Annotated in this window: 23 protein-coding genes; 4 read left to right on the forward strand and 19 right to left on the reverse strand. The window is 74.3% G+C overall.

Going from position 1 to position 22,845, the window contains the following annotated elements; all coding sequences use genetic code 11:
• Positions 1-85: 85 nt before the first annotated feature.
• Positions 86-403 (reverse strand): hypothetical protein, encoded by a 318-nt coding sequence (locus AC3ERT_RS19175; protein WP_335978601.1) that lies wholly within the window; start codon positions 401-403, stop codon positions 86-88.
• Between the two features lie 70 nt (positions 404-473).
• On the opposite strand from AC3ERT_RS19175, the gene AC3ERT_RS19180 reads away from it, so the two are divergent.
• On the forward strand, positions 474-1,424 hold the full coding sequence (locus AC3ERT_RS19180) for a LysR family transcriptional regulator (protein WP_435175607.1): 951 nt from the start codon (positions 474-476) through the stop codon (positions 1,422-1,424).
• 338 nt (positions 1,425-1,762) lie between these two features.
• Positions 1,763-2,671 carry a calcium-binding protein gene (locus tag AC3ERT_RS19185; RefSeq protein WP_435175609.1) on the forward strand — a complete coding sequence of 303 codons (909 nt, stop codon included), beginning with the start codon at positions 1,763-1,765 and terminating at the stop codon, positions 2,669-2,671.
• 91 nt (positions 2,672-2,762) lie between these two features.
• Here the strand turns inward: AC3ERT_RS19185 and AC3ERT_RS19190 are convergent, their stop codons facing one another.
• The 10 genes from AC3ERT_RS19190 to AC3ERT_RS19235 all read right to left on the reverse strand — a co-directional run bounded on the left by AC3ERT_RS19190 (position 2,763) and on the right by AC3ERT_RS19235 (position 14,570).
• A complete protein-coding gene (locus tag AC3ERT_RS19190) occupies positions 2,763-3,872 on the reverse strand; it encodes an LLM class flavin-dependent oxidoreductase (RefSeq protein WP_435175611.1) in 1,110 nt (369 codons plus the stop codon).
• A 135-nt stretch (positions 3,873-4,007) separates the two neighbouring features.
• Positions 4,008-5,783, reverse strand: a complete 1,776-nt coding sequence (locus AC3ERT_RS19195) for an FAD-dependent monooxygenase (RefSeq protein ID WP_435175613.1) — start codon at positions 5,781-5,783, stop codon at positions 4,008-4,010.
• 9 nt (positions 5,784-5,792) lie between these two features.
• Complete coding sequence (locus AC3ERT_RS19200; protein ID WP_335978611.1) at positions 5,793-7,133, reverse strand: NtaA/DmoA family FMN-dependent monooxygenase; 1,341 nt, start codon at positions 7,131-7,133, stop codon at positions 5,793-5,795.
• A gap of 102 nt (positions 7,134-7,235) precedes the next feature.
• Positions 7,236-8,126 carry an ABC transporter ATP-binding protein gene (locus AC3ERT_RS19205; RefSeq protein WP_435175615.1) on the reverse strand — a complete coding sequence of 297 codons (891 nt, stop codon included), beginning with the start codon at positions 8,124-8,126 and terminating at the stop codon, positions 7,236-7,238.
• Positions 8,123-9,130, reverse strand: coding sequence for an ABC transporter ATP-binding protein (locus AC3ERT_RS19210; protein ID WP_435175617.1), 1,008 nt, complete (start codon positions 9,128-9,130; stop codon positions 8,123-8,125). The genes AC3ERT_RS19205 and AC3ERT_RS19210 overlap by 4 nt, the downstream gene beginning before the upstream one ends.
• The gene (locus tag AC3ERT_RS19215) at positions 9,127-10,017 is read right to left on the reverse strand and encodes an ABC transporter permease (RefSeq protein ID WP_335978617.1); all 891 of its coding nucleotides are present in this window, start codon (positions 10,015-10,017) and stop codon (positions 9,127-9,129) included. Before AC3ERT_RS19215 ends, AC3ERT_RS19210 begins: the two co-directional genes overlap by 4 nt.
• A 3-nt stretch (positions 10,018-10,020) precedes the next feature.
• A complete protein-coding gene (locus tag AC3ERT_RS19220; RefSeq protein WP_335978619.1) occupies positions 10,021-11,055 on the reverse strand; it encodes an ABC transporter permease in 1,035 nt (344 codons plus the stop codon).
• Positions 11,056-11,086: 31 nt separating this feature from the next.
• The gene (locus tag AC3ERT_RS19225) at positions 11,087-12,649 is read right to left on the reverse strand and encodes an ABC transporter substrate-binding protein (protein ID WP_335978828.1); all 1,563 of its coding nucleotides are present in this window, start codon (positions 12,647-12,649) and stop codon (positions 11,087-11,089) included.
• 461 nt (positions 12,650-13,110) lie between these two features.
• Positions 13,111-14,085 (reverse strand): DsbA family oxidoreductase, encoded by a 975-nt coding sequence (locus AC3ERT_RS19230; protein WP_435175699.1) that lies wholly within the window; start codon positions 14,083-14,085, stop codon positions 13,111-13,113.
• Positions 14,086-14,135: 50 nt separating this feature from the next.
• A complete protein-coding gene (locus AC3ERT_RS19235; protein WP_335978621.1) occupies positions 14,136-14,570 on the reverse strand; it encodes an RrF2 family transcriptional regulator in 435 nt (144 codons plus the stop codon).
• A 135-nt stretch (positions 14,571-14,705) separates the two neighbouring features.
• On the opposite strand from AC3ERT_RS19235, the gene AC3ERT_RS19240 reads away from it, so the two are divergent.
• Positions 14,706-15,227 carry a cupin domain-containing protein gene (locus AC3ERT_RS19240; protein ID WP_335978623.1) on the forward strand — a complete coding sequence of 174 codons (522 nt, stop codon included), beginning with the start codon at positions 14,706-14,708 and terminating at the stop codon, positions 15,225-15,227.
• Positions 15,224-15,748, forward strand: a complete 525-nt coding sequence (locus AC3ERT_RS19245; RefSeq protein ID WP_435175620.1) for a flavin reductase family protein — start codon at positions 15,224-15,226, stop codon at positions 15,746-15,748. Before AC3ERT_RS19240 ends, AC3ERT_RS19245 begins: the two co-directional genes overlap by 4 nt.
• A gap of 9 nt (positions 15,749-15,757) precedes the next feature.
• On the opposite strand, the gene rpsR is transcribed toward AC3ERT_RS19245, so the two are convergent.
• From rpsR to AC3ERT_RS19285, 8 genes are all read right to left on the reverse strand, one after another.
• Positions 15,758-16,003 carry a 30S ribosomal protein S18 gene (gene rpsR, locus AC3ERT_RS19250; protein ID WP_435135709.1) on the reverse strand — a complete coding sequence of 82 codons (246 nt, stop codon included), beginning with the start codon at positions 16,001-16,003 and terminating at the stop codon, positions 15,758-15,760.
• A gap of 101 nt (positions 16,004-16,104) precedes the next feature.
• Positions 16,105-17,259 (reverse strand): CobW family GTP-binding protein, encoded by a 1,155-nt coding sequence (locus AC3ERT_RS19255; RefSeq protein WP_435175622.1) that lies wholly within the window; start codon positions 17,257-17,259, stop codon positions 16,105-16,107.
• Positions 17,259-17,459 carry a 50S ribosomal protein L32 gene (gene rpmF / locus AC3ERT_RS19260; protein WP_335978631.1) on the reverse strand — a complete coding sequence of 67 codons (201 nt, stop codon included), beginning with the start codon at positions 17,457-17,459 and terminating at the stop codon, positions 17,259-17,261. The genes AC3ERT_RS19255 and rpmF overlap by 1 nt, the downstream gene beginning before the upstream one ends.
• Before the next feature lie 66 nt (positions 17,460-17,525).
• Entirely contained in the window at positions 17,526-17,996 is a 471-nt protein-coding gene (locus AC3ERT_RS19265) for a Fur family transcriptional regulator (RefSeq protein WP_335978633.1), read from the reverse strand.
• Positions 17,997-18,048: 52 nt separating this feature from the next.
• Positions 18,049-18,936 (reverse strand): metal ABC transporter permease, encoded by an 888-nt coding sequence (locus tag AC3ERT_RS19270; protein WP_335978635.1) that lies wholly within the window; start codon positions 18,934-18,936, stop codon positions 18,049-18,051.
• The gene (locus tag AC3ERT_RS19275) at positions 18,933-19,910 is read right to left on the reverse strand and encodes a metal ABC transporter permease (protein WP_435175625.1); all 978 of its coding nucleotides are present in this window, start codon (positions 19,908-19,910) and stop codon (positions 18,933-18,935) included. Before AC3ERT_RS19275 ends, AC3ERT_RS19270 begins: the two co-directional genes overlap by 4 nt.
• Positions 19,897-20,889, reverse strand: a complete 993-nt coding sequence (locus AC3ERT_RS19280) for a metal ABC transporter ATP-binding protein (protein ID WP_435175627.1) — start codon at positions 20,887-20,889, stop codon at positions 19,897-19,899. The genes AC3ERT_RS19275 and AC3ERT_RS19280 overlap by 14 nt, the downstream gene beginning before the upstream one ends.
• 2 nt (positions 20,890-20,891) lie before the next feature.
• The gene (locus tag AC3ERT_RS19285; RefSeq protein WP_435175629.1) at positions 20,892-21,884 is read right to left on the reverse strand and encodes a metal ABC transporter solute-binding protein, Zn/Mn family; all 993 of its coding nucleotides are present in this window, start codon (positions 21,882-21,884) and stop codon (positions 20,892-20,894) included.
• Positions 21,885-22,845 lie beyond the last annotated feature (961 nt).

Raw genomic sequence — 22,845 nt, forward strand, 5'->3', positions numbered from 1 at the left:
GCGGACACCGCGGGGGCCGCGACGCCGATCGCGCCACGGCCCCCGCGGCCTGCCGTCCCCGCCTGCCGAGGACGGCCGCCCGCCGTCAGTCCAGCGGCTCGTGGTTGGCCCAGACGACCCGGTACGGGTAGCGCGCCTGCCAGCGCCCGATCAGGTCCTCCAGCCCCGGCGCCTGGAAGGCGGCGTTGAGCGCTTCGACGTCGGCGAGCTCGAACCGCACGATCGCGGTGGCCGCGAAGACCGGACTGTGGTCGTCGGCGGGTACGCGGATGTTGTGCCGGGCCGCGAAACCCTTCAGCTGCCCGGAGGCACGCATCAGCTCTTCCATGTCCGCCAGGAACTGGTCCAGGTCGGCGTCGGGTACGGGGTCGTTGAACGAGACGATCATCGTGTGCTGGATCATGTGGTCCATCGAACTCCGGCCGGCGGCGGAAGTCCAAGATCGATCGGTTCTTCGGCGATAACCTGGAGGCATGGTCGAGCTGGAGACACGAGAACTCGAGTACGTCGTCGCGGTCGCCGAGGAACTGCACTTCGGCCGGGCCGCGGCCCGCCTGTCCATCGCGCAGCCGGCGCTGTCGAAGGCGGTCCGGCGGGTCGAGGCGCGGCTCGGCGTGCAGTTGCTGGTCCGCTCCAGCCGTCACGTGGCGCTGACCCCGGCGGGCGAGGCACTGCTGCGGCACGGCCGCCACGCGCTCACCGCGGTCGGCGCCGCGGCCGAGGCCGCCCGCCGGGCGGGCGACGCCCGCACCCGGCTGCGGCTGGTGATCAAGCCCGGCGGCGACGCCAACCTGCTCTCCGGCATCCTCGCCGGGTACGCCGAGCAGCCCGACGCGCGCCGGGTGGAGGTCGTGTTCGGCGGCGCCACCGACCGCGCCGACCACGTACGCGACGGCCGGGCGGACCTGGCCCTGCTGTACGCGCCGTTCGACGACCTGACCGGGCTCGCCAGCGAGACGCTGTACGTGGAGGGGCGGGTCGCGCTGCTGCCCCGCGGCCACCGGCTGGCCGGGCGCGCCGAGGTGCGGGGGGCCGACCTCGCGGGCGAGCCGCTGCCGCGCTGGAAGGGGGTGCCGTGGCCGGCGGTGCCCGGCGAACCCGACCGCTCCGCCGCCGGGCCGGAGATCGCGGATGTGCCGCAGCTGGTCCAGATGATCCTGCTCGGCCGGACCATCGCGGTGCTGCCGCGCTCGCTCGTCGGCCCGGTCTACCCGGGGCTGGTGTGCGTGCCGGTGGTCGACGCGCCCCCGAGCCGGCTCGTCGTCGCCTGGTCGCAGCTCGACCAGCGGCCGCTGGTCGCGTCGTTCGTCGCCGCCGCGGTCGCCGAGGGCCGCCGCCGCCAGGCGGCGGAGGTCGCGGACACGGCGAACACCGCCAACACGACGGCCCCGACGGCCACCACGGCTCCCCACGACGACGCGTAACAGTGACCGAAAGTCACCACGCCGCCGGATAAGCTGAGTTGCCCGCGCGCGCCTTTCCCCGCACCCCGCCCCCGCCGAACCCGTCCGCCGATCCCCCATGTCCACACCCGAATTCATCCGCACAGCCCGCCGCCGCCGATGAATTCCCGCCCAATTACGCCTTAACACAATACGCCGCCCGGTAAATGCCCCGCACAACACCCCAGTTCACCGGGTCTCCGCAGCCCCGCGCACCGCACCCGGCGCCGCATTCACGAGCAGGCCGCATACAACCAACCGCGAACTCGGTGAGTCACAAGCACCCGTAAGCCACCGATACCCACCAGTGAGGTTGTGCGATGTCCTCCCCTTTCTCCGGCCGCCGGGCGCTGCGTACCGCGTCGGCGCTGACGCTCACACTCGGTAGCGGCCTGGCCGCCACGTTCCTCGCCGCCGGGCCGGCGAGCGCGGCGGCGCCGGCCACCGCCGCCTTCAGCCCGTCCGACCACGCGATCGACTACACGGCCGCCGCGGGCCAGGTCAACAAGGTGACGATCACCGCCACCCAGGCCGCGGGCTCCACCGAGATCACCTACGTGATCGACGACGACGTCACGATCACCGCGGGCGACGGCTGCACGTATCCCAGCGGCACCGACCACACCAAGGTCTCCTGCACCGTCACCACCCTGGACAGCCAGGACCCGTACGCGGCCCTGAACGTCGACCTCGGCGACGAGGACGACACCGCCGCGTACGACAACACCACCGGCCAGACGTACTACTTCGCCGGGATCGACCTGGGCGCGGGCAAGGACACCTACACCGAGACCGGCTCGGTGCAGGGCAACGACATCGACGGCGGCACCGGCGACGACCAGCTCACCGCCGGCAGGTACTCGGTGGTGCGCGGCGACGACGGCAACGACGTCATCCACACCTCCGCGGACGCCATCGCGCAGGGCAACAACGGCAACGACACGATCTACGCCGACGGCAGCGGCACCTCCGCCGACGGCGGCGCGGGCAACGACTACCTGTACGGCGGCGACGGGCGCCAGGACCTGTACGGGGGCGACGACAACGACCACCTCTACGGCGGGAAGGGCGACGACTACCTGTACGGCGGCAAGGGCGACGACGTCCTCTACGGCAACAGCGGCGCCGACACCCTGTACGGGAACAGCGGCGACGACCAGCTCTACGGCGGCCCCGACACGGACTTCCTGTCCGGCGGCCCGGGCACGAACATCGTCCACCAGGACTGACGCACCGCCACCCGTACGGGGGCGCCGGCCGGCCGCGGTCGGCCGGCGCCCCCGCGCCGCGGGTCGGCGCAGCAGGTCGCGGCCCGCCGGTTCAGGACGCGGCGGGGCGCCAGCCCAGGGCGGGGCCGAGGCGGGTGGCGATGTCGGTGAGGATCTGGACGTAGTCGGCGTGCTCGAAGGTGAAGGGCAGCGCGAAGGCGACCTCGTCGACCTCGCGGAAGCCGGCGTGCGCGTGCAGCGCCTCGGCGATCTCGCCGGACCCGCCGACCAGGTCGGGCGCGAACAGCAGCCGCCCGGGCCCCTGCGGGGTGGCGGTGCGCGGCAGCCGCTTGCGGGCGAACTCCTCGTACCTGGCGCGCTGTTCGGGGGTCGCGCTGTCGGTGGGGATGACCACGAGTCCCTGGGAGACCCGGGCCCGGTCGCCTGCCGGGTGGTGGGCGCGGAACGCGCGGATCTGCGCCTGCTGGAGCGCGGCGAACCGGGCGGTGGCCGCGGCCGCGCCGCCGTCGGGCTCCGCGGCCGCGTCCGGTTGCGCGGCCGTGCCGGTGCCGGTCCCGGATGCGTCCGCCTGCGGCTCCTCGGCCTTGATGACGCTGCTGGTCAGGAAGTTGATGCCCTGCTCACCGGCCCAGCGGGCCGACCGCAGACTGGCGCCGCCGTACCACATCCGCTCGGCGAGCCCGGCGGAGTGCGGCTGGACGCGCGGCGAGAACACCTCGAAGCCCTCGGTCGCGGCGGTCGCTGTCGCCGGTTCGCCGCGGACGAAGGACAGCAGCCGCCGCACCCGCTCGTACCCGAAGTCCTCGGCGTCGGCGGTGTCCGGGTAGAGGGCGTCCTTGACCTGGTCGTACCGGGCGGGCGGCCCGACGCTGACCCCCGGGTTGAGCCGGCCGCCGGACAGCAGGTCCACAGTGGCCAGGTCCTCCGCCAGGCGCAGCGGGTTCTCCCAGCCGAGCGGGATCACCGCGGTGCCCAACTCGATCCGGCGGGTGCGCTGCGAGGCCGCGGCGAGCACCGCCACCGGCGAGGAGATGCCGTACTGGAGGTGCCGGTGGCGCACCCAGGCGCTGTCGAAGCCCAGCTGCTCGCCCAACTCGATGATGCGGAGCGTCGTTTCGTGGCCGGCGCGCGGGTCGGCCTCGTCGAAGAGCCCGATCGTCAGGAAGCCCAGCTTCCGCAGCGGCTGCGATGCAGGTGGCACGTGGTTTCTCCCAGGGTGCGGCGGCAGGTCGATTCTCGCAGAGCCCGCCGCTCCCTCCCGCGCGGCGCGGACGGTCGGGGGAGCCCTTTGCGGGGGCGGGCCCGCAGCGGTCGGTACGGGTCCGCCCCCGCGCGGCTAACCGCCCGCGCCCAGTACCCGGTCCAGGACCGCGGCCGCGCCGCCGGCCGGCAGGCGCGCACCGCGCCAGGCGACGTGCTGGTCCGGGCGGACCAGCACGTTCGCCGTGCCGTACAGCGCGCGGGCGGCCGGGTCGGTGAGGTGGACCACCGTGAACGGCAGGGCCCGCGCCGCCCCCTGTGCGGCGAAGTCCCGCTCGACGGCGCGGTCCTCGGTGAGGACCAGCAGGGCGAAGGAGGTGCCGATCCGGTCGTGGAGGGTGCCGCCGTAGGGGTCCACGATCCCGTCGGGCGCCCGGTGGCCGGGGCCCGGGTCGTCGGTGTAGACGTCCGGGCGCCAGGCGGGTTCGGTGGCGAGCTGGTCCGGCTCGTACCAGACGACGGCCGAGTCGTCGTACCGCTCGTCGAAGGTGACGCCGTCCGCGCCGGTCCGCTCCCGGCGCAGGCGGGCGCCGATCTCGGCGCGGCGGGCGGTGGCCGCGGGGCCGAGGTCGGCGTCGTCGGGGATGCCGCCGGCGCGGATGTCGGCCAGGGTGGCCTGGGCCCTGCGGGCCCGCTCCAGCGCGTGGTCGGCGACGCGCTGGTTGTGGCGGCGGCGCTCCTGGTCGTAGGAGTCGAGCAGTTCGGGCGGCGCCTGGCCGCCGAGGACGGCGGCGAGCTTCCAGCCGAGGTTCACCACGTCGCCGATGCCTTCGCCGAGGTTGCCGCCCGGGGTGCGCACATGGGCGGCGTCGCCCACGAGCAGCACCCGGCCGGCGCGGAAGGTCCGGGCGATCCGGGTGGCGTGGTAGAAGGTCGTGGCCGACACCAGTTCCAGCTCCGCGTCGAAGCCGAAGGCGGCCCGGGCGGTGGCCAGCAACTCGTCCTCGGTGGGTTCGTGGTGCAGCGGGTACGGCCCCGCGTACACCCGCCACTCGCGGGTGCTCACGGCGGCGAGGAAGCCGGACGCGTGCGGGTTGAAGACGATGTTGGTGCCGCTGGGCGCGGGGCCGACCCGGTCGGTGATGTCGCCGGTGCGCACGATCAGCCGCAGCCGCTTCTCGGTGGCGTGCTCCCCCTCGCGCTCGATGCCGGCCAGGGTGCGGGTGGTGCTGCGGCCGCCGTCGGCGGCCAGCACGTAGCGGGCCCGGATCACCCGCTGTTCGCCGGTGCCGGAGCCGGTGCCGGTGCCCGTGCCCGTGCCGGTGACCTCAGCGTCCACCCCGTCCGCGTCCTGCCGCAGCGCCCGCAGCTCCCACCCGCCGGCCACGCTCACCCCGCGCTCGCGGAGGTGCTCGAGGAAGACGTGTTGGAGGACGGTCTGCGGGCGGCGCAGCGCCTCGTCCGCTGAGGGGCCCGCAGGGCGGGTGCCGGGCGTAGCGCGGAACTGGGGGCGGGGCACCGGCACCAGTTCGTGGCCGGCCAGCGAGGTGACCAGCCGGATGCCCTGGTTCCACTCCGGCGGGAAGGTCCACGCGTCGCGGACCCGTTGCAGCAGCCCCCAGCGGCGCAGGTGTTCGACCACGCGCGGGGTGTGGCCCATCGCACCGGCCCGGACCAGCGTGGCGGTGCGGGCCCGCTCGACGACGGCCACCCGCACCCCGCGGGAGGTCAGTTCGACCGCCGCGGCCAGGCCGGTCGGGCCGCCGCCGACGATCAGCACGTCGACGGCGGCGGGGGGTGTGGCGACCGGGAAGCGGACGGTGTGCACGTCGCGCCCGCCGGTCGGGGACAACAGCTCTTCGGCGGCGGCTGGGGACGCGGAGGTGGCGGTGGCGGTGGACGTGGCAGTCATCGGCCGGCCTCAGTCGTTCACGAGCTGGCGCTCGCGCGTGTAGCGGTTGGCCGGGATCGGCAGGCCGAGGTTGCCGCGCAGGGTGTCCGCCTCGTACTCGGTGCGGAACAGCCCGCGCTGCTGGAGGATCGGCACCACGCCGTCCACGAAGGCGGCGAGTTCGGCCTCGGTGCGGAAGGCGAGGTTGATGCCGTCGAAGGTGCCCGCGTGGAACCACTCCTCGATGCTGTCGGCGACGCCCTGCGGGGTCCCGACGAACGGCGAGCGGCGGAACTCCCGGATGGAGTTGGCTACTTGACGTAGCGTCAGGTTCTGTTCGGCAGCCCGCGCGATGATGCCGGCCGCGCCGGTGCGGCCACCGCGCTCGGCCAGGTGCGCGACGTCCGGGAAGGGGGCGTCCAGGTCGTGCACGCTGAAGTCGTACGCCCCGAAGGAGCGGCCGAGCAGCGCGAGGTTGCGGTCGAAGTCGTCGTCCTCCTCGAAGATCTCCCGCTCGCGGCGCCGGGCGGCCTCCTCCGTGCCGGCCACGATCGGGCTGCCGTGGATGAAGATCTTGATGTGCTCCGGGTCGCGGCCGTAGGCGGCGGTGCGCTGCTTGATGTCGGCGTAGTACTCCTTGGCCTGCTCGAGGCCGCCGCCGGGCGCGTAGATGCCCTCGGCGACCTGTGCGGCCAGGTCACGGCCCTCCGGCGAGACCCCGGCCTGGAAGATCACCGGCTGGCCCTGCGGGGAGCGCGAGAGGTTGAGCGGTCCGGCCACCCGCAGGTGCTCGCCGACGTGGTCGAGCGCGTGCAGCTTGTCCGGGTCGAGGAAGACGTTGCCCTCGACGTCGGCGGGGAAGGCGTCGTCCTCGTAGGAGTCCCATAGCCCGCGGGCGACCTGCACGAACTCCAGCGCGCGGCCGTAGCGGGTGGCGTAGTCGAGGTGCTCCTCCAGGCCGAAGTTCCGCGAGGCGCCGGTGTCGAAGCTGGTCACCACGTTCCACCCGGCGCGGCCGCCGCTGATGTGGTCGAGCGAGGCGAAGCGGCGGGCGAGGTTGAAGGGCGAGTTGTACGTCGAGCTGGCGGTGCCCACCAGGCCGACGTGCCGGGTGTGGGTGGCGACCGCGGACAGCAGGGTCAGCGGCTCCAGCCGGTTGAGGTAGTGCGCCGGGTAGGTGGCGTTGATGAACTGGCTGTCCACGATGAACAGGGCGTCGAACAGGGCGTGTTCGGCGGCCTGCGCCTGCCGGATGTAGTAGTTGATGTCGATGCTGGCGTTCTTCGCGACGCTCGGGTCCTTCCACAGGCCGTGCTGGCCGGGGCCGCCGACGCCGTAGGGGTGCAGGGCGAGGTGGATCTTGCGGGGCATGGCTCTCTCCGTGGGTCGGCGCCGCCCGGAGGCCGGGTGCGGCGGTTCGTCGGGGGTGCGACGGGGCTCGTCGAGGTGCGGCGTGGGCCGTTACGGCAGCGGTCAGGCGTTCAGCAGGGCGCGCAGCGCGTCGCGTTCGGCCCGGTCGGCGGGGGCGGTGTGCAGGGTGGGCGCGGAGCTGACCAGCAACCGCGTGTAGGGGTGCTGTGGAGTGTCGATGACCTCGCGGGCGGGGCCGTCCTCCACCAGTTCGCCGCGGTAGAGCACGGCGATGCGGTCGGCGATCCCGGCGACGGAGCCGAGGTCGTGGGAGATCAGCACGATGGCCACACCGGAGGCGCGCAGTTCCTTGAGGATCTCCAGCACCTGGACCCGGTTGGCGGAGTCCAGGGCGCTCACCGGCTCGTCGAGGATGACCAGTTCGGGCCCGGTGACCAGGGCCCGGGCGACCGCGACGCGCTGGCGCTGGCCGCCGGACAGCTCGCCGGGCAGCCGGTCGAGCAGCTCCTCGTCCAGCCGGACCCGGGTGAGGAAGGCGCACGCCCGCGTCGCCGCCTCGGCGCGCGGGACGCCGCGAAGCAGCAGCGGCTCGGTGAGCGAGTCGGCGACGGTCAGGTCCGGGTCGAGGCTGCGCAGCGGGTCCTGGAAGACGTACTGCACCACGCCGCGGCGGCGCAGCGCCCGCCACTTCGCGGCGCCGTACCCGGTGACGTCCTCGCCGCCCACGGTGATGCTGCCCGCCGAGGTGCGGACCAGGCCGAGGACGGCGCGGGCGAGGGTGGACTTGCCGGAGCCGGTCTCGCCGATGACGCCCACGGTCTCGCCGGCCGCGACGCTCAGCGACACTCCGCTCAGGGCGCGCCGCCGCCGGCGGCGGTGGCCGTAGTGGACGTCGAGCCCTTCGACGGCGAGCACGGGGCCGCGCGGGGCGGGGGTGGCGGCGGCATCGGCGTCGGCGGGGGTGCCTGCGGGGGTGGCTGCGGCGGGCGTCATGACGTCTCCTCGGGGTCCGCCGGTTCGGTGGCGGCGGGGGCCGGCTCCCCGGCCGCCGCGGAACGGAACCGGTCGAGTCCGTACTGCTCGTGCTCGGCGACGAGCAGCCGGGTGTAGGGGTGCCGCGGGTGGTGCAGCACCTGGCGGGTCGGGCCGTGCTCGACGACCTCGCCCTGCCGCATGACCAGCACCTCGTCGCACATCTGGGCCACCACGGCCAGGTCGTGGGAGACCACGACCAGCGCCAGGCCGGTGCTTTCGCGCAGGTCGGTCAGGAGGTCGAGGATCTCGGCCTGCACGGTGACGTCGAGCGCGGTGGTGGCCTCGTCGGCGATGAGCACGCGCGGGCCGGCCGCGATCGCCGCCGCGATCAGGACGCGCTGGAGCATCCCGCCGGACAGCTCGTAGGTGTACTGGCCGTAGACGAGTCCGGGGTCGCGCAGGTGGACCGCACGCAGCAGTTCCAGGGCGCGCTGCCGGGCCGGGCGGCGCCCCAGGCCCTTCTTGGCCCGCAGCACCTCGGCGATCTGCGGGCCCACCTTGATCGACGGGTTGAGGTAGGAGGCCGGGTCCTGGAAGACGGCGCTGATGGTGGCGCCGCGCAGCGCAGTCCACTGCGGGGCGGTGAGTGCGGCGGTGTCGGTGCCGGCGATCTCGACCGAGCCGCCGGAGATCTCGAAGTGCGGGGGCAGGATGCCGAGCGCGGCACGGCAGGTGAGGGTCTTGCCGCTGCCGGACTCCCCCACCACGCCCACGGCCTTGCCGGGGGTGAGGGTGAAGCTGACGCCGTGCACGATCTCGCGGTCGCCGGCCCGGTCGGTGATGTGCAGGTCGGTGACCTTCAGCACGGCCGCCGTCTCAGCCGTCTCCGCGGTGTTCGCGGTGTCCGCGGCGTCCGCCGTCTCCGCGGTGCGGCCGGCGTCGTCCGCGGGGTCGGCCCCGGTCCTGGGGCCGGGCCCGGCCACCTCCGCGGGCGCGGCCGGGTTCTTCGACGGTGCCGTCATGAGGTGCCTCCGGCCGGTGCGGTTGCGGTCCGGTCGCGCCGCCCGGCGCGGACCTTGCGGTGGTTGACCAGGGCGCGGCCCGCCTCGCCGGAGACGTCGCGGATCGCGTCGGCGAGCAGGTTGCTCGCCCAGACGGTGGCCATGATCAGCAGCGCGGGGGCCAGCGGCGCCCACGGCTGGTAGCTGAGGTAGCCGAGGTCGGAGGCGAGCAGCCCGCCCCAGGTGGGCTTGGGCGGCTGCACCCCGATGCCGAGGAAGGTGAGGCTGGAGACGATGACGAAGCCGACGCCGATGGTCTGGGCGAGCGCGACCGCGATCGGCGGGAGCACCTTGGTCCACACGTGGCGGCGGACCACCCAGCCCACGGAGGCACCGGAGATGAGCGCCGCCTCCACGTACGGGGAGCGGGCGACGGTCAGCGTGGCGGCGCGCGCGACGCGGTAGAACAGCGGGGAGACCAGCACCCCGGTGACCAGCATGGCCTGGGTGATGCCGTTGCCGAGCAGGGCGATCACCGCGACGGCGAAGAGCAGGAACGGCAGCGCCACCAGCGTGTCGACCACGCGCAGCGTGACCCATTCGAAGACCCGGCCGAGGTAGACCGACAGGATGCCGGGGACCACCCCGACCACCAGGGCGGTGCCGGCCACTTCGAGGGAGCCGAGCACGCTGACCCGGGAGCCGTCGAGCAGCCGGCTGAGCACGTCCCGGCCGAGGTAGTCGGTGCCCAGCCAGTGGGCGCCGGAGGCGGGCGCGAGGGTGTGGGCGCTGGTGGCGAGCGGCGGGTGCGGGGCCAGCAGCGGGCCGAAGGCGGCCAGCAGGGCGATCAGGGTGAGGATCGCGAGGGCGATCCGGCCGGTCGGCAGCGACAGTACGCGGCGGAACATCGCTCACACCCCCCGCTGGGACGCCGGCGTCACACGGGCCAGCACCAGGTTGACGATCAGGTTGAAGACGACGACGAGGACGATCGACACCACCAGGACGCCCTGCACGGCGGGCACGTCGCCGGACTGGGCCGAGTCGTTGGCGAACCGCCCGAAGCCCTGGAGGCCGAAGACCCACTCGGTGACCACGGAGGCGCCGACCAGCGCGGGGAACTTCAGCCCGAGGGTGGCCAGCGCGGGCCCGAGGCCGTTGCGCAGCACATGGCGGAAGAAGATCCGCCGGGGGCTGAGCCCGCGCACCATCGCGCCGATGACGTAGTTCTCCCGGTAGGCGGCGATGAGGCTGGTGCGCAACTGCCGGGCCACGTCGGCGACCACGTCGAAGCTCAGGGCGATCGCGGGCAGCGTGATGTGCTCCAGCCACGGGGTCAGGCCCTGCGCGGCGGGCACGTAGCCGGCCGCGGGGAACAGGTGCAGCCCGACCGCGAAGACCTCCACCAGCACGATGCCGACCACGAACGCGGGCATCACCGAGATGAGGGTGACGAAACCGGTGATCGCGCGGTCGATCCAGGTGGTGTGGCGCAGTGCGGCGGCGGTGCCGAGCAGGAAGCCGGCGCAGACGCCGATGACCAGCGCGAAGGTCGCCACCGACAGGCTCACGCCCAGGCCGAGGCCGATGAGGGTGGAGATGTCGGCGCCGTTGGTCCAGCTGGTGCCGAGTTGGCCGTGCAGCACACCGCTGAACCAGTGCCCGTACTGCACCAGGAAGGGCCGGTCCAGGCCCCATTGGGCCTCGACCCGGTGGATCGCCTCGGGGGTCGCGTCCTCGCCCAGCTGGATGCGGGCCGGGCTGAGCCCGCTCAGCGAGCGCAGCGCGAACGTCACGAACGTCGCGACCAGGAAGACCGGTACGAAGATCGCGGCGGACCGGGCGACGGTGGCCAGGACCCGGACCAGCGCGTGGCGGGTCCTGGCCGCGGCCGCCGAGGCGGGGGCGGGGGCGGCTGGCGCCGCCGTGGTCGTTGTCGTCGTCATGGGGTGGCCCCCTCTCTGTGCGGGGTGGGCGTCAGTTGCCGATGGTCACGCCGGTCCAGTCGATGTGGCCGGGGTTCTTGGGCAGGTTGGAGACCGACTTGCTCTTGGCGAAGAGGTTCGGCGCGGAGTAGGTGAAGACCAGCGCCTCGCTCTTCAGCCCGGCGCGGGTGGCGGCCTGGAGGACCTGTGCGTAGTCGGGTGCGTCGATGCTGGTCTGCCGGACCTTGGCCACGGCCGCCTCGAACCCGGCCGGCTCGTAGGGGGTGCTGAGGTTCAGCGGGCCGTTCGGGCCGAAGTGCGCGGTGAGCGTCTGGAGCGCGGAGTCGCGGCCGGTGGTGCCGTACAGGGAGAAGGTGAGGTCCTTGGCGAAGAAGGGCGTGGCCCAGTTCTTGTCCACCTTGATGGTGACGGTGATGCCGACCTTGGCCAGTTGGGACTGGACGATCTCGGCCTGCGGGTCGGCGGCGGGGATGTCCAGGGTCAGCTTGATCGCGCCGGGCTTGTAGCCCGCCTCGGCGAGCAGTTGCCTGGACTTCGCCGGGTCGTAGGGGTAGAGGTCGGCGGACTTCGGGTCGTAGGCGACGTAGCCCTTGGGGAAGGGCTGGTCGGTGGCGGAGCCGTAGCCGAAGGTCAGCTTGTCGACGAACTCCTGCCGGTTGACGGCGTAGCGGACCGCGTCGACGACCTTGGAGTTCGTGAACGGCGCCTTGTTGATGTTCAGGCTGATGTTCTCGGCGTTGAAGCCGGGCTGCACGAACACGTCCAGGCCGGCCTTCTTGGCGGCGTCGGCCTGGCTGGCCTCGATGTCGGCGAAGTTGTAGACGCCGGTCTGGAGGCCGGAGACGACGGTGGCCGCGTCCGGCGCGGAGGTCAGCTCCACGTTGTCGATGTGGATGTCCTTCGCGTCCCAGTAGTCGGGGTTCTTCTTCAGCAGCACCTTGGTGCCGGGCACCAGTTGGGTGACGGTGAACGGCCCCGCGCCGACCGGGCTCTGGTCCAGCTTCCCCGGGTTCGCCGCGGCCTTGGGGCTGGCGACCTGGAGGACGCGCTCGCCGAGCAGTTGCGGGATCTGGTAGTCGACCTGGGTGAGGTGGACGACGACGTCGAGCCCGTCGGCGTCCACGGATCTGATGGACGTCAGGTCGCCGAACAGGGCGGAGTTCTTCTGCGTCTTGGCCCGCTCGATGGCGTCCTTGACGGCGGTCGCGTCCAGCGCGGTGCCGTCGCTGAACTTGAGGTTCGGCCGCAGGTGGAAGGTGACCTGGTCGCCCTTGGCGTTGTACTGCCAGCTCTTGGCGAGGTCGGGCACGGCCTTGCCGGTGTCGTCGGTGCGGGTCAAGGAGGCGTAGACGAGGGCGAGTTCGCGGAACTGGGCGCCGCTGCCGCTGACCACCGGGTCCCAGTGGCTCGGGAAGGAGGACGAGGCCCACTTCAGCGTGCCGGCGCCGCCCGCGGACGCGGACTGGCCGCCGCAGGCGGTGAGCGAGAGGCCCGCGGTGGTGACAAGCACGGCGGACAGCGCGGTGAGCCGGGTGCGGCCGGGGCGGCGGCTCGGGCCGGCCGGGGTACGGCGAAGCGCGATACGTATGGACATCTCGTACTTTCTGTCGACGCACTCCAGCCCGGTCTGGGCAGGCGGGAGCGGCAGGGCGGAGGGCGGGTCGGCGCGGGCACGCCGGTACGGCACGGGCACGCCGGTACGGCGCGGGGCATCGGTCGGCCGGGCCGCGCACCGCCGACTCCGCTTGCCCCAGAGGGAATCCGGAGGAATCCGGGATTCCCGGGGGCTGCCGGGAGGGTCGGTCAGGGCGCGGGTCGCACGAGGGCGGGCCGGGCGGGGAAGGGCGTCAAGGGCGCGGAGCGGCGGCGGTGCCGCTGGGCGGCGTGAAGGAGGGGCCGGTGCCGCGGGGGGCGGTCAGGCGCCGGTGGACGGTCGGTGACCGGTGGTCAGCGACAGAGGGCGCTGCACGTGCGCCGCAGGTCCACGTAGCGGCACACCACACCAGGGTGCGTCGAAAGCATGCTGCACATCTTGTGGGGTACGGCGAGCGGCTGTCAATGGACACCTTTTGATGTCTCATTCGGCGGACCGGGCGGAACCGGCGGACCGGCCGTCCCGGGTGCGGCCGGGTGCTGCGCCGCCTCGGCCGGGTGCAGCCACAGCGGGCCGTTGCCGGTCGGCACCCGCACCGCGCCCGGCGGCGGCCAGGACCCCTCGGCCAGCAGCAGCCGCTCGGGGTCGGTCAGGCTGCGGTAGCGCTCCAGCGCCGCCGCGGCGGGCAGGCGCGCCGCGCCGGCCAGCAGGCCCGGGCGCACGGCGTCGAAGGCCGCGGCGTACTCCTCGTACGACCGCCAGCCGGGCACGGCTCGGTGGCCGGCCGGCGCCCGCAGCAGCAGCGTCGGCAGGGCGTAGCGGTGGCCGCCGTCGGCGGTCTCCTTGGCCCGGCCGGGGTGGGGCGAGCCGGTCTGCCCGGCCAGCACCTCCGGCACCGGGCGCCGGGCCTCCTCGCGGTCCGCGCGCACCTGCCGCAGCACCTGCGGCGAGGCGGCGTCGGCCGCCAGCCGGCGCGGGTCGAGGCCGGGCACCCCGCGCGCCGCGGCCAGCGCGAGCGGCAGGGTGTCGGCCGGCTCGCCGAGCACGAACACCGTCTCGCGCAGCCGCCGCAGCACCGCCTCGCCCACCTCCGCGCCCTGGCGCGCGGCCGCCTCGGCCACCAGCGAGGCCGGCCACGAACTGGCCGCCACCCGGCTGAGCCGGGCCGCGCACGGTGCCCCGGTGTGCTCGGTCACGCCCGCGACGTAGCGCGTGTACCAGGCCGTCTCGGCGGCGGGGTCGGGCGGCGGGTCGTCGTCGTGGTCGAACATCACCGCGTACACCCGCCGCCACCGCACCCGCCCCGCCGACTCGGCCCGCAGCCGCCGCAGCACCGGCTCGGCGCCCCACGACCACGGGCACAGCGGGTCGGTGTACTCCACGACCTCGACACCGGCCACGACACCGGCCTCAGCACCCGCCTCGGCACCGGCCACGCCACCCGCGCCCGGGGCCCCGCCGGTGCGCACCGCCGCCCGCGGGGGCGTCACGCCGCGCGCTTCCCGTCCGGCCGCCCGCCCTTCGCCGAGGCCAGCAGCGTGTGGACGGTGACGCCGCCGAGCACCGCGGCGGCCTCGGCCTCGACCTGCCGCCAGACCGCGGTGAGCCCGGCCGCGGGGCCGGGGTAGGCCAGGCCCGCCAGCGGCTCCCCGCGCAGGGTGATCAGCTCGCCGTCGACGGCGCGCACGACGTCCAGGAGCGTGATCTCCTCCGCGGCCCGGCCCAGCCAGTAGCCGCCCTCGCAGCCGCGCTGGCTGCGCACCAGCCCGGCTCTTCGCAACTCGGCCACCACGGACTTCAGGAACCGGAACGGGATCTCCTGTGCCGAGGCGATGGCCTCGCAACTGAGCGGGCGCGCGGGCTCGCTGGCGAGTTCCAGGAGGGCGCGCGTGGCGTAGTCCGCCTTCGCGGAGATATGCATGTCCTCATCATGCCCGATCCCCCCGCGCTACGGGTCTCCCCGCCGTGTCCCGACCATTGCGGGAACATTGCCGCAGGTGAAGCGTAATGGACACCTCTTGACATCCTTTTCGGCGGCCGCCTAGCGTCCGGAGCCATGAGTACGCCGCCGACCCAGCCCGGTGAAGGTTTCCACCCCCATCTGCCCGACGCCCCGGCCGCATCCCCGACCTCGCCGCTGCGGGCCCGCCTGCACCACGTCCGCGCCGGCGAACTCGACGGCGACACCGCGCAGACCGGCGGGATGCGCCGGTTCGCCGCGATCAGCGGGAAGACGGTCGGCTCGGAGAAGCTGTGGATGGGCCAGACGCACGTGGCGCCGTCGACCGCCTCCTCCGACCACCACCACGGCGCCTCGGAGACCGCGATCCACGTGGTCAGCGGGCACCCGGAGTTCGTCTTCGTCGACGACTCCGGCGACACGCCGCAGGAGGTGCGGCTGCGCACCTCGCCGGGCGACTACATCTTCGTGCCGCCCTACGTGCCGCACCGGGAGGAGAACCCGGACCCCGACGACGAGGCCGTGGTCGTCATCGCGCGCAGCACCCAGGAGGCGATCGTGGTCAACCTCCCCCGGCTGTACGCGCTGGGCTCGGCACCGCGGGAGGAGCCCTCGTGACCAGTACCGAGTCCCGCCCGGACGTCGAGCAGGAGCTGAAGTCCGCGTTCCGGGAGGCCATGGCCGGGGTGTGCACACCCGTCGCGGTGGTCACCGCCATGGCGGGCCCCGCGCCGTACGGCACCACCGTCAGCGCCTTCACCTCGCTGTCGATGGACCCGCCGATGGTGCTGGTCTCCCTGGACCGGTCCTCCGACCTGCTGGCGGTGATCGACGGCAGCCGCCGGTTCGGCCTCAACATCCTGGGGGCGCAGCAGCCGGAGCTGGCTGTGAACTTCGCCCGCAAGGGCGGCCCGGCCAAGTTCGGCGGGGTCGAGTGGCAGGTGGGCGGGCAGGTGCCGCGGCTGCCCGGCGCGACCGGCTTCCTGGCGTGCGAGGTGGCCGACCTGGTCGCCGGCGGCGACCACGTCGTGGTCTTCGGCCGGGTGCTCAGCGCGGACACCGCGCCGGCCCGGCCCCTGACCTACCACGCCCGGGCCTTCGGCACCCACACCGCGCTGGACGCCAACGCCCCGGCCTGACACCGCGGGTCAGCGCACGGAGGTGGAGTACGGCAGCAGCGCCATCTCCCGCGCGTTCTTGATCGCGCGGGCCAGCAGGCGCTGCTGCTGCGCGCTGACCCGGGTCACCCGGCGGCTGCGGATCTTGCCGCGGTCGGAGATGAACTTCCGCAGCAGGTCGGTGTCCTTGTAGTCGATGTACGTGATCTTCGCCGCGTCCAGCGGGTTGACGCGCGGCTTCAGCGGCTTGCGGGGATCGGCGGAACGGCGGGCCATGAGGGCACTCCTCGGTGCGGGCGGGGGATACGGACTGCGGGACGGATACGGGCGCCAAGGCCCAGGGGGCGCAGGGGCGTTGGGGTGCGGGAGACCGGGTCTCAGGAGACCGGGTCGAGCAACTCGTCGAAGGCGGCCGGGAAGCTGCGCCACCCGTCGGGTCCGGCGGCGTACTCCGCGTCGGTCAGCAGGCAGGACTCCAGCACCCGCGCCAGCCCGTCCCGGTCCAGCGCGGGCGAGGTGAAGACCAGGTGCTGGCAGCGGTCGCCGTGCTCGGGGTCCCAGTCGAGCGTGGCGGCGGCGCGCCGCATCGCGGGCACCATCTCCCAGGCGGCCCCGGGCAGCGCGGCCAGCCACGGCCCGGCGTTCTCCACCACCAGCGCGCCGCCCGCCGCCTCCCACGACAGCAGGGTGTCGGGCCGGTCGGCGAGCCAGAACCGGCCCCGGCTGCGGGCGGCGGCGCAGACCAGGTCCTCCAGCGCGGTGTACAGGCGCCCGGGGTGGAAGGGCCGGCGCCGCCGCCACACCAGGGTGCCCACCCCGGCCTCGTCCGCCTGCTGGGGCAGCCGCGAGCAGGCCGGGTGCTGGGCCGCGGCGGCGGCCTCGACGTCGAACCCGGCGAACGCCGCCCGGGCCAGCTCGGTCGAGCGGTCGGAGACCTGCCGTGCGGTGGGGTGCAGTTGGGACAGCAGCGCGCGGTCCTCGTCGGTCGCCTCGGCGTCCTGCGCGACGACCAGCACGGGCGCGTACTCCAGTTGCCGCGCCCAGGTGTCGCCGACGGTGCGGCGGTCCTCCCGGGCCGCGGCGAGGCCGGCCTCCTCCAGGTCGTCACCGTTGGCGAGGCAGGGCAGCACCAGGCCGGGGTCGACCGCCGTCATGACGCTGCCGAGCTCCAGGAACCGCCCGCCCTGCCCGGCGATGACCTCGGCCATCCCCTGCGGCTCGACGGAGTCCCACAGCTCGACCACCGCGAGCCGGGTCAGGCCGTCCCCGGCCAGCCGCTCCAGTTCCGGGACGAGGTCGGCGCGCAGCGCGCAGCACGCGCAGTCGTTGACGAGCGGGGTCTCGCCTTCCGAGAGCAGGCCGTCGGCGTCGCGGACGGTGCGCCGCACCGTGCCGTCGGCCGCCGAGGACAGGTCGTGGTGGAGCGCGACGCTGCCGGGCACCATCGTCAGCAGGTTCCCGACCGCCGTCCGGCGCGCCTGCGCGTGCATCCCGGCGACGATGACGACGGGGAGCTTCCCGCGCGGGTCCATCAACGCCCCCCGTGGACCCGGCCGAGGCCGGCGCGGGCCGGGTCGAGCAGCCCGCGCTCGTACGCCGCGACCAGGCGCTGCGGGACCAGGTGGGTGGCGCCGTCCACGGTGACGGCCACCAGCCGGGGCGCGCTCGCCTTCCACTGGGCGCGCCGGTGCCGGGTGTTGCTGCGCGACATCTTCCGTTTGGGTACGGCCATGGCTGGCTCCTCCGGTGGGTCGGGATGACAAGCTCGACGCTATATGAAAACGACTTCCATTACCAATCAGTGGCCGGGTGGCTCCGCCCGCCGCCCGGCGCCGCCACGGCAGTCCGCGCACACGCCGGTCAGCTCCACGGTGTGCTCCACCTCGGCGAAGCCCGACTCCTCGGCGACGGTCCGCGCCCAGCTCTCGACCACGGACGCCTCGACCGGGCTGCTGGCCCCGCAGGTACGGCAGATCAGGTAGTGCCGGTGCTCCCGGCTCGGGCGGTGCCGGAACAGCCGCTCGCCCCCGGCGTCGCGCACCACGTCCACCACACCGGCGTCGCCCAGCGCGGCCAGCGTGCGGTAGACGGTGCTCAGGCCGACCGGCACGCCCGCCGCGACCACCGCGGCGTGCAGGCTCTGCGCGCTGACGAAGCCGTCGCCGTCGACCAACGCCCGCAGCAGGGCCCTGCGTTGCTGGGTGCGGCGCCCCGGCACCCGGTCGTCGTCGCGCCGCGGCGGCTGCCCGCCCGCGGAGGTGCTGTGCACGGTTGGCCCCCTGGGGTGCGTGCTCGGGTTCGTACGGGACCGGCGCCGGGACTCAGGCGCGGCGCAGTCCGGCGCCCGGGGCCGCGAGGCCCGGACCGCGGCGCCGCCGCCGGCCGCCGACGGCGAAGGCGGCCGCGTACACCGCGGCGGCCAGCGCCACGATCGCGAAGCTCGGCGGCATCTTCGGCACCGCGTAGCTCAGGGACAGCCCGCCCCACATCTCGGCGACCGCGAGCACCGTGGACAGGGCGAACGCCCGGGCCGGGCGGTCGGTGAGCCGCTGGGCGGTGCCCGCGGGCGCCGCGAGCAGGCCGAGCAGCAGCAGCGACCCGACCGCCTGGCTCGCCTCGGCCGCGGTCACGCCGATCAGCGCCAGGAAGCCGTAGCCGAGCAGGCCCACCGGCACGCCCCGCGCCGCCGCGACCGCCTCGTCCACGGACGCGAACAGCAGCGGCCGGAAGACGGCGAGCACCACCGCGCACACCCCGGCGGCCACCGCGGCGGCGGTACCGGCCTGGCCCGCCGACATCCCGAAGATCGAGCCGAAGAGCACCCGCACCCCGGCGCCGGCGTTGTCCGCGCCGCCGGAGGTGCTGTACATGGTGAGGAAGAAGGTGCCCAGGCCCGTGATCCAGGCGAAGACGTTGCCGATGGCGACGTCGTCCGCGCGGCCGGAGCGGGCGAGGGTGCCGAGCAGCACCGCGACCGCGATGGTCGCCGCGTACAGGCCCAGCCGCAGGTCCACGCCCGCGGCGAGCGCGGCGAGCGACCCGGCGAACGCCATGTGGCTGAGCGCGTCGCCGGTGAAGACCTGCGCGCGCAGCACCAGGAAGTAGCCGACCATGCCGGACGCGGCGGCGACGGCCCCGCCGGCGAGGACCGCGTGCAGGAAGAAGGGGTGCCCGAGCGCGCCGGGCCAGCCGAGGGCGAGGGTGTTCACAGCAGGCTCCCCGAGGTCCAGACGGCCGCGGCCTCGGCCGGTACGGCGCCCGGGCCCGCACGGTCCGGCGCGCGTCCGGCGCGTTCGCGCAGCAGCCGCGCGCCCCAACTGGCCGCATAGGCGGCGAAGGCGAAGCTGGTCACCCAGAATCCGATCGGGTAGGGCGAGTAGTAGGCGACCGTCAGGCTGGTCCAGGTCACCACGAGCGCGATCAGCACGGAGCCGGCGAGGCCGCGCACCGGGCGGGCGGTCAGGTTCTGGGCGGTGGCCGCGGGCATCACCAGCAGCGCGAACACCAGCAGCGCGCCGGTGATCTGGCTGGTCGCCGCCGTGGCCGCCCCCAGCACGACCAGGAACACCGCCGACAGCAGCCGCACCGGCACCCCGCGGGCGGCGGCGACCGCCGGGTCCACGGACGCGAACAGCAGCGGCCGACCGACAGCGGCCAGCACCAGCAGCACCACCGCGCCCACGACCGCCAGCACCCGCACCTGGCCGGTCGTGATCCCCAGGAAGCTCCCGAACAGCAGGGCGTCCACCCCGCCGAGGAAGCCCTTGTAGAGGGCGATGAAGAGGAAGCCGGCGCCCAGCAGGAACGCCTGGACCGTGCCGGTCACCGCCGCCTCCTCGCCGCCGCCGGCGCCCGTCCCCCCGCCGGAGCCCGCGCCGCCGCCCCCGGCCCGCGGGATCGCGGCGATCACCAGGGCCGCGCCGACGCAGAACGTGAAGTAGCCGTAGACCGCGCCCACCCCGACCAGGGTCGCGCCGGCCGCGCCGGGGAACGCCACCGCCGACAGCGTGTGCCCGGCGAAGCTCTGCCGCCGCAGCACCATGAACCAGCCGATCGCCCCGGCCAGCACCGCCACGATCGCGCCGGCCCGGAAGGCGTTGACCATGAAGGGGTACGCCCACATCTGCTGGACGTCGGCCACCGGGTTCCACGACCAGCCGGCCGCGCCGTCAGCGAGTCCCACGGCCGGCCCCCTCCCCCGCCGGCGGGTGCCGGTCGGTGTGCACCGCGGGTGCCTCGGGCTGGCCGACCACGACCAGCCGCCCGTCGGAGGTCCGCAGCACCTCGATCGGCGTGCGGTACAGCTGGCTCAGCGTCCGCGAGGTGATCACCTCCGCCGGGGTCCCGGCCACCGCCCCGCCCTCGGCGAGGTACACCACCCGGTCCAGGTGCGCGAGGATCGGGTTCGCGTCGTGCGCGACCATCACCACGCTGACCTGCTCCTCCCGGCAGATCCGCCCGATCAGCGCGGCCACCGCGGCCTGGTTGGGCAGGTCGAGGCTGTCCAGTGGCTCGTCCAGCAGCAGCAGGCGGGGCCGCCGGACCAGTGCCTGGGCGATCAGCAGCCGCTGCTGCTCGCCGCCCGAGCACTGGCCGATCGGCCGGTGCGCGTAGGCGCTCGCGCCGACCGTCTCCACCACTTCGGCGATCCGCTCCCGGGCCGCCCGCGCCGACCCGGGCCGTCCCAGCCCCCAGCGGTCGCCGTCCCAGCCCAGCCGGACGACGTCCACGCCGCGGATGCGCAGCCCGGGGTCGAAACTGCGCCGCTGCGGCAGGTAGCCCACCTGCTGCGCGCGCCGGCCCGGCGGCCGCCCGAGCACGCTGATGCTGCCCGCGGCGGTCGGGACCAGGCCGAGTATCGCCTTGACCAGGGTCGACTTGCCGACCCCGTTCGGGCCGAGTACGGCGACGAACTCCCCCGGCGCGATGTCGAGTTCGACGTGCGACCACAGGGTGCGGCCGCCGACCCGCACGGCCGCGTCGCGCAGCGAGACCACCGCGGGCCCGGCCGCGGGGTCCCGCGGCCGGGTACTCTCCGGCGCGGCCGGGGGCGCGGCTTGCGGCGCGGCTTGCGGCTCGGCGGTTTCCGGGGCGGCGGCTTCCTCGCGCGCCGCGGGCACTTGCGGCCGTACGGCCTCGCGCAGTCTGGTGAGCGGATGCATCCCTACTTGCCCGTCGCCTCGGCCAGCGCCTGCTGGATGCCCTTGAGCTCGGTCACCTGCCACTGCTGGAACGACGCCCCGGCCGGGGTGAGGGTCTCGGTGACCGTGGCGACCGGAATGCCCTTCGCCTTGGCGGCCTTGACCTGGGCCTGCACGTCGGGCGTGGCGTTCTGGCTGTTGTAGACGTAGAGCTTGATCTGCCGGGTGGCGATCTGGTGGTCGATGGTGGTCTTGTCCTGCGCGGTGGGGTCGGCGCCCTCGCTGATCGCGCTGAGGAACGAGTACGGCGTGAGCATCTTCAGGCCGAGGCCGTCGGCGAGCGGGCTGACAATCGACTCGGACGCGCCGATCGGGGTGCCGGCGTACTTCGCCTTGATGTCGGCGATCAGCGTGTTGTACTCCCCGAGGGTCTTGGTCTCGAAGGTGGTCTTCTGGGCGTCGAAGTACGCCGCGTCGGCCGGGTCGGCCTTCTTGTAGTCGGCGGTGATCTGCTCGATCACCTTGTGCACGTCGTCCGGGGAGTACCAGCGGTGCGGGTTGCCGCCCTCCTTCACGCCGACCAGGTCGCCGACGGTGAGCACGGTGCGCTGCGCGGAGGGGTTCGACGCCAGGAGCTTCGAGGCCCAGGAGTCGTAGCCGATGCCGTTGACGATCACGTACGACGCGGAGGCGACGGTCCGCGCGTTCGCCGCGGTCGGCTCGTAGTCGTGCGGGTCGGTGTCGGGGTTGGTGATGATGCTGGTCACCTTCACGTGGCTGCCGCCGATCTGCTCGGCGATGCTGCCCCAGAAGTTCTCCGCCGCCACCACCTGGATGACCTTGCCGCTGCTCTTGGCGCTGCCCGAACTGCCCGCGGAGGCGCCGGCCTTGCCGTCGTCGCTCGGGGAACTGGTGGAGCAGGCGCTGGTCGCGACCAGCGCGGCGACGGCTATCCCGCCCGCGGCGAGCAGGTGGCGGCGGCGGGGCGCCGCGCTGCGGTTGTCGGGGCTGGCCATGGGTTCTCCTCGGGCAGTGGTGGCGGCAACGCGGCACGTCCGGCCGCGACCCCCTCACCGTAATTGAAAACGACTCCCAATCCCACTTTCCGCTACGCGAGATGAAAATCATTACAGAATCTTGACCTTTGAGTCGGCTGTGCACGGTCCGGGGCCGGCGGGACCCGCGTCCCCGCAGGTCACCTGCGGTGGGCGGGGGACCGGGCCGCTCGGGCCGCGGCCGCACCCGGCCCCCGCGGCGGCCTCCGGCGGGCCCTGCGGGCGGCTGCGCCGGGCTTAGCCGCCCGATGCGGTGGACATGCTGCAACCGCACCAGCCCGCAACGACCGAACCGGACCGACCAGTCCGCAACCGACAGACCGCCACCGCCGATCCGGCCCGACACCGGCTTGCGACGCGCAGCCCGCAACGACCGGAACACGATCCCCGGACCGCGAACCACAGACCGCAACCACCAGACCGGCCCGACACCGGCCTGCGAGCCGCAACCCGCAACGACCGAACCGCGACCACCGGACCGCGAACCACAGCCCGCAACCACCAGACCAGCCCCACACCGGCCCGCAACCCGCAACCCGCAACCCGCAACCCGCAACCCGCAACCCGCAACCCGCAACGACCGAACCAGCCCCACACCGGCTTGCCAGCCGCAACCTGCAACGACCGGAACGCCACCACCGAACCGCGAACCACAGCCCGCCACGACCACAACGGCACCGCCGAACCAGCCCGACACCGGCCTGCGAGCCGCAACCCGCAACGACCGGACCGAGACCGCCGGGCCGCGAACCACAGACCGCAACCACCAGACCGGCACCGCCGAACCAGGCCGGCACCGGCCTGCGAGCCGCAACCCGCAACGACCGGACCGAGACCGCCGGGCCGCGAACCACAGACCGCTACCCCCGGACCGCGAACCACAGACCGCGACAACCGGAGCGGGACCGCCGGGCCGAGAACG

This window comes from Actinacidiphila sp. bgisy145, from assembly GCF_057708125.1.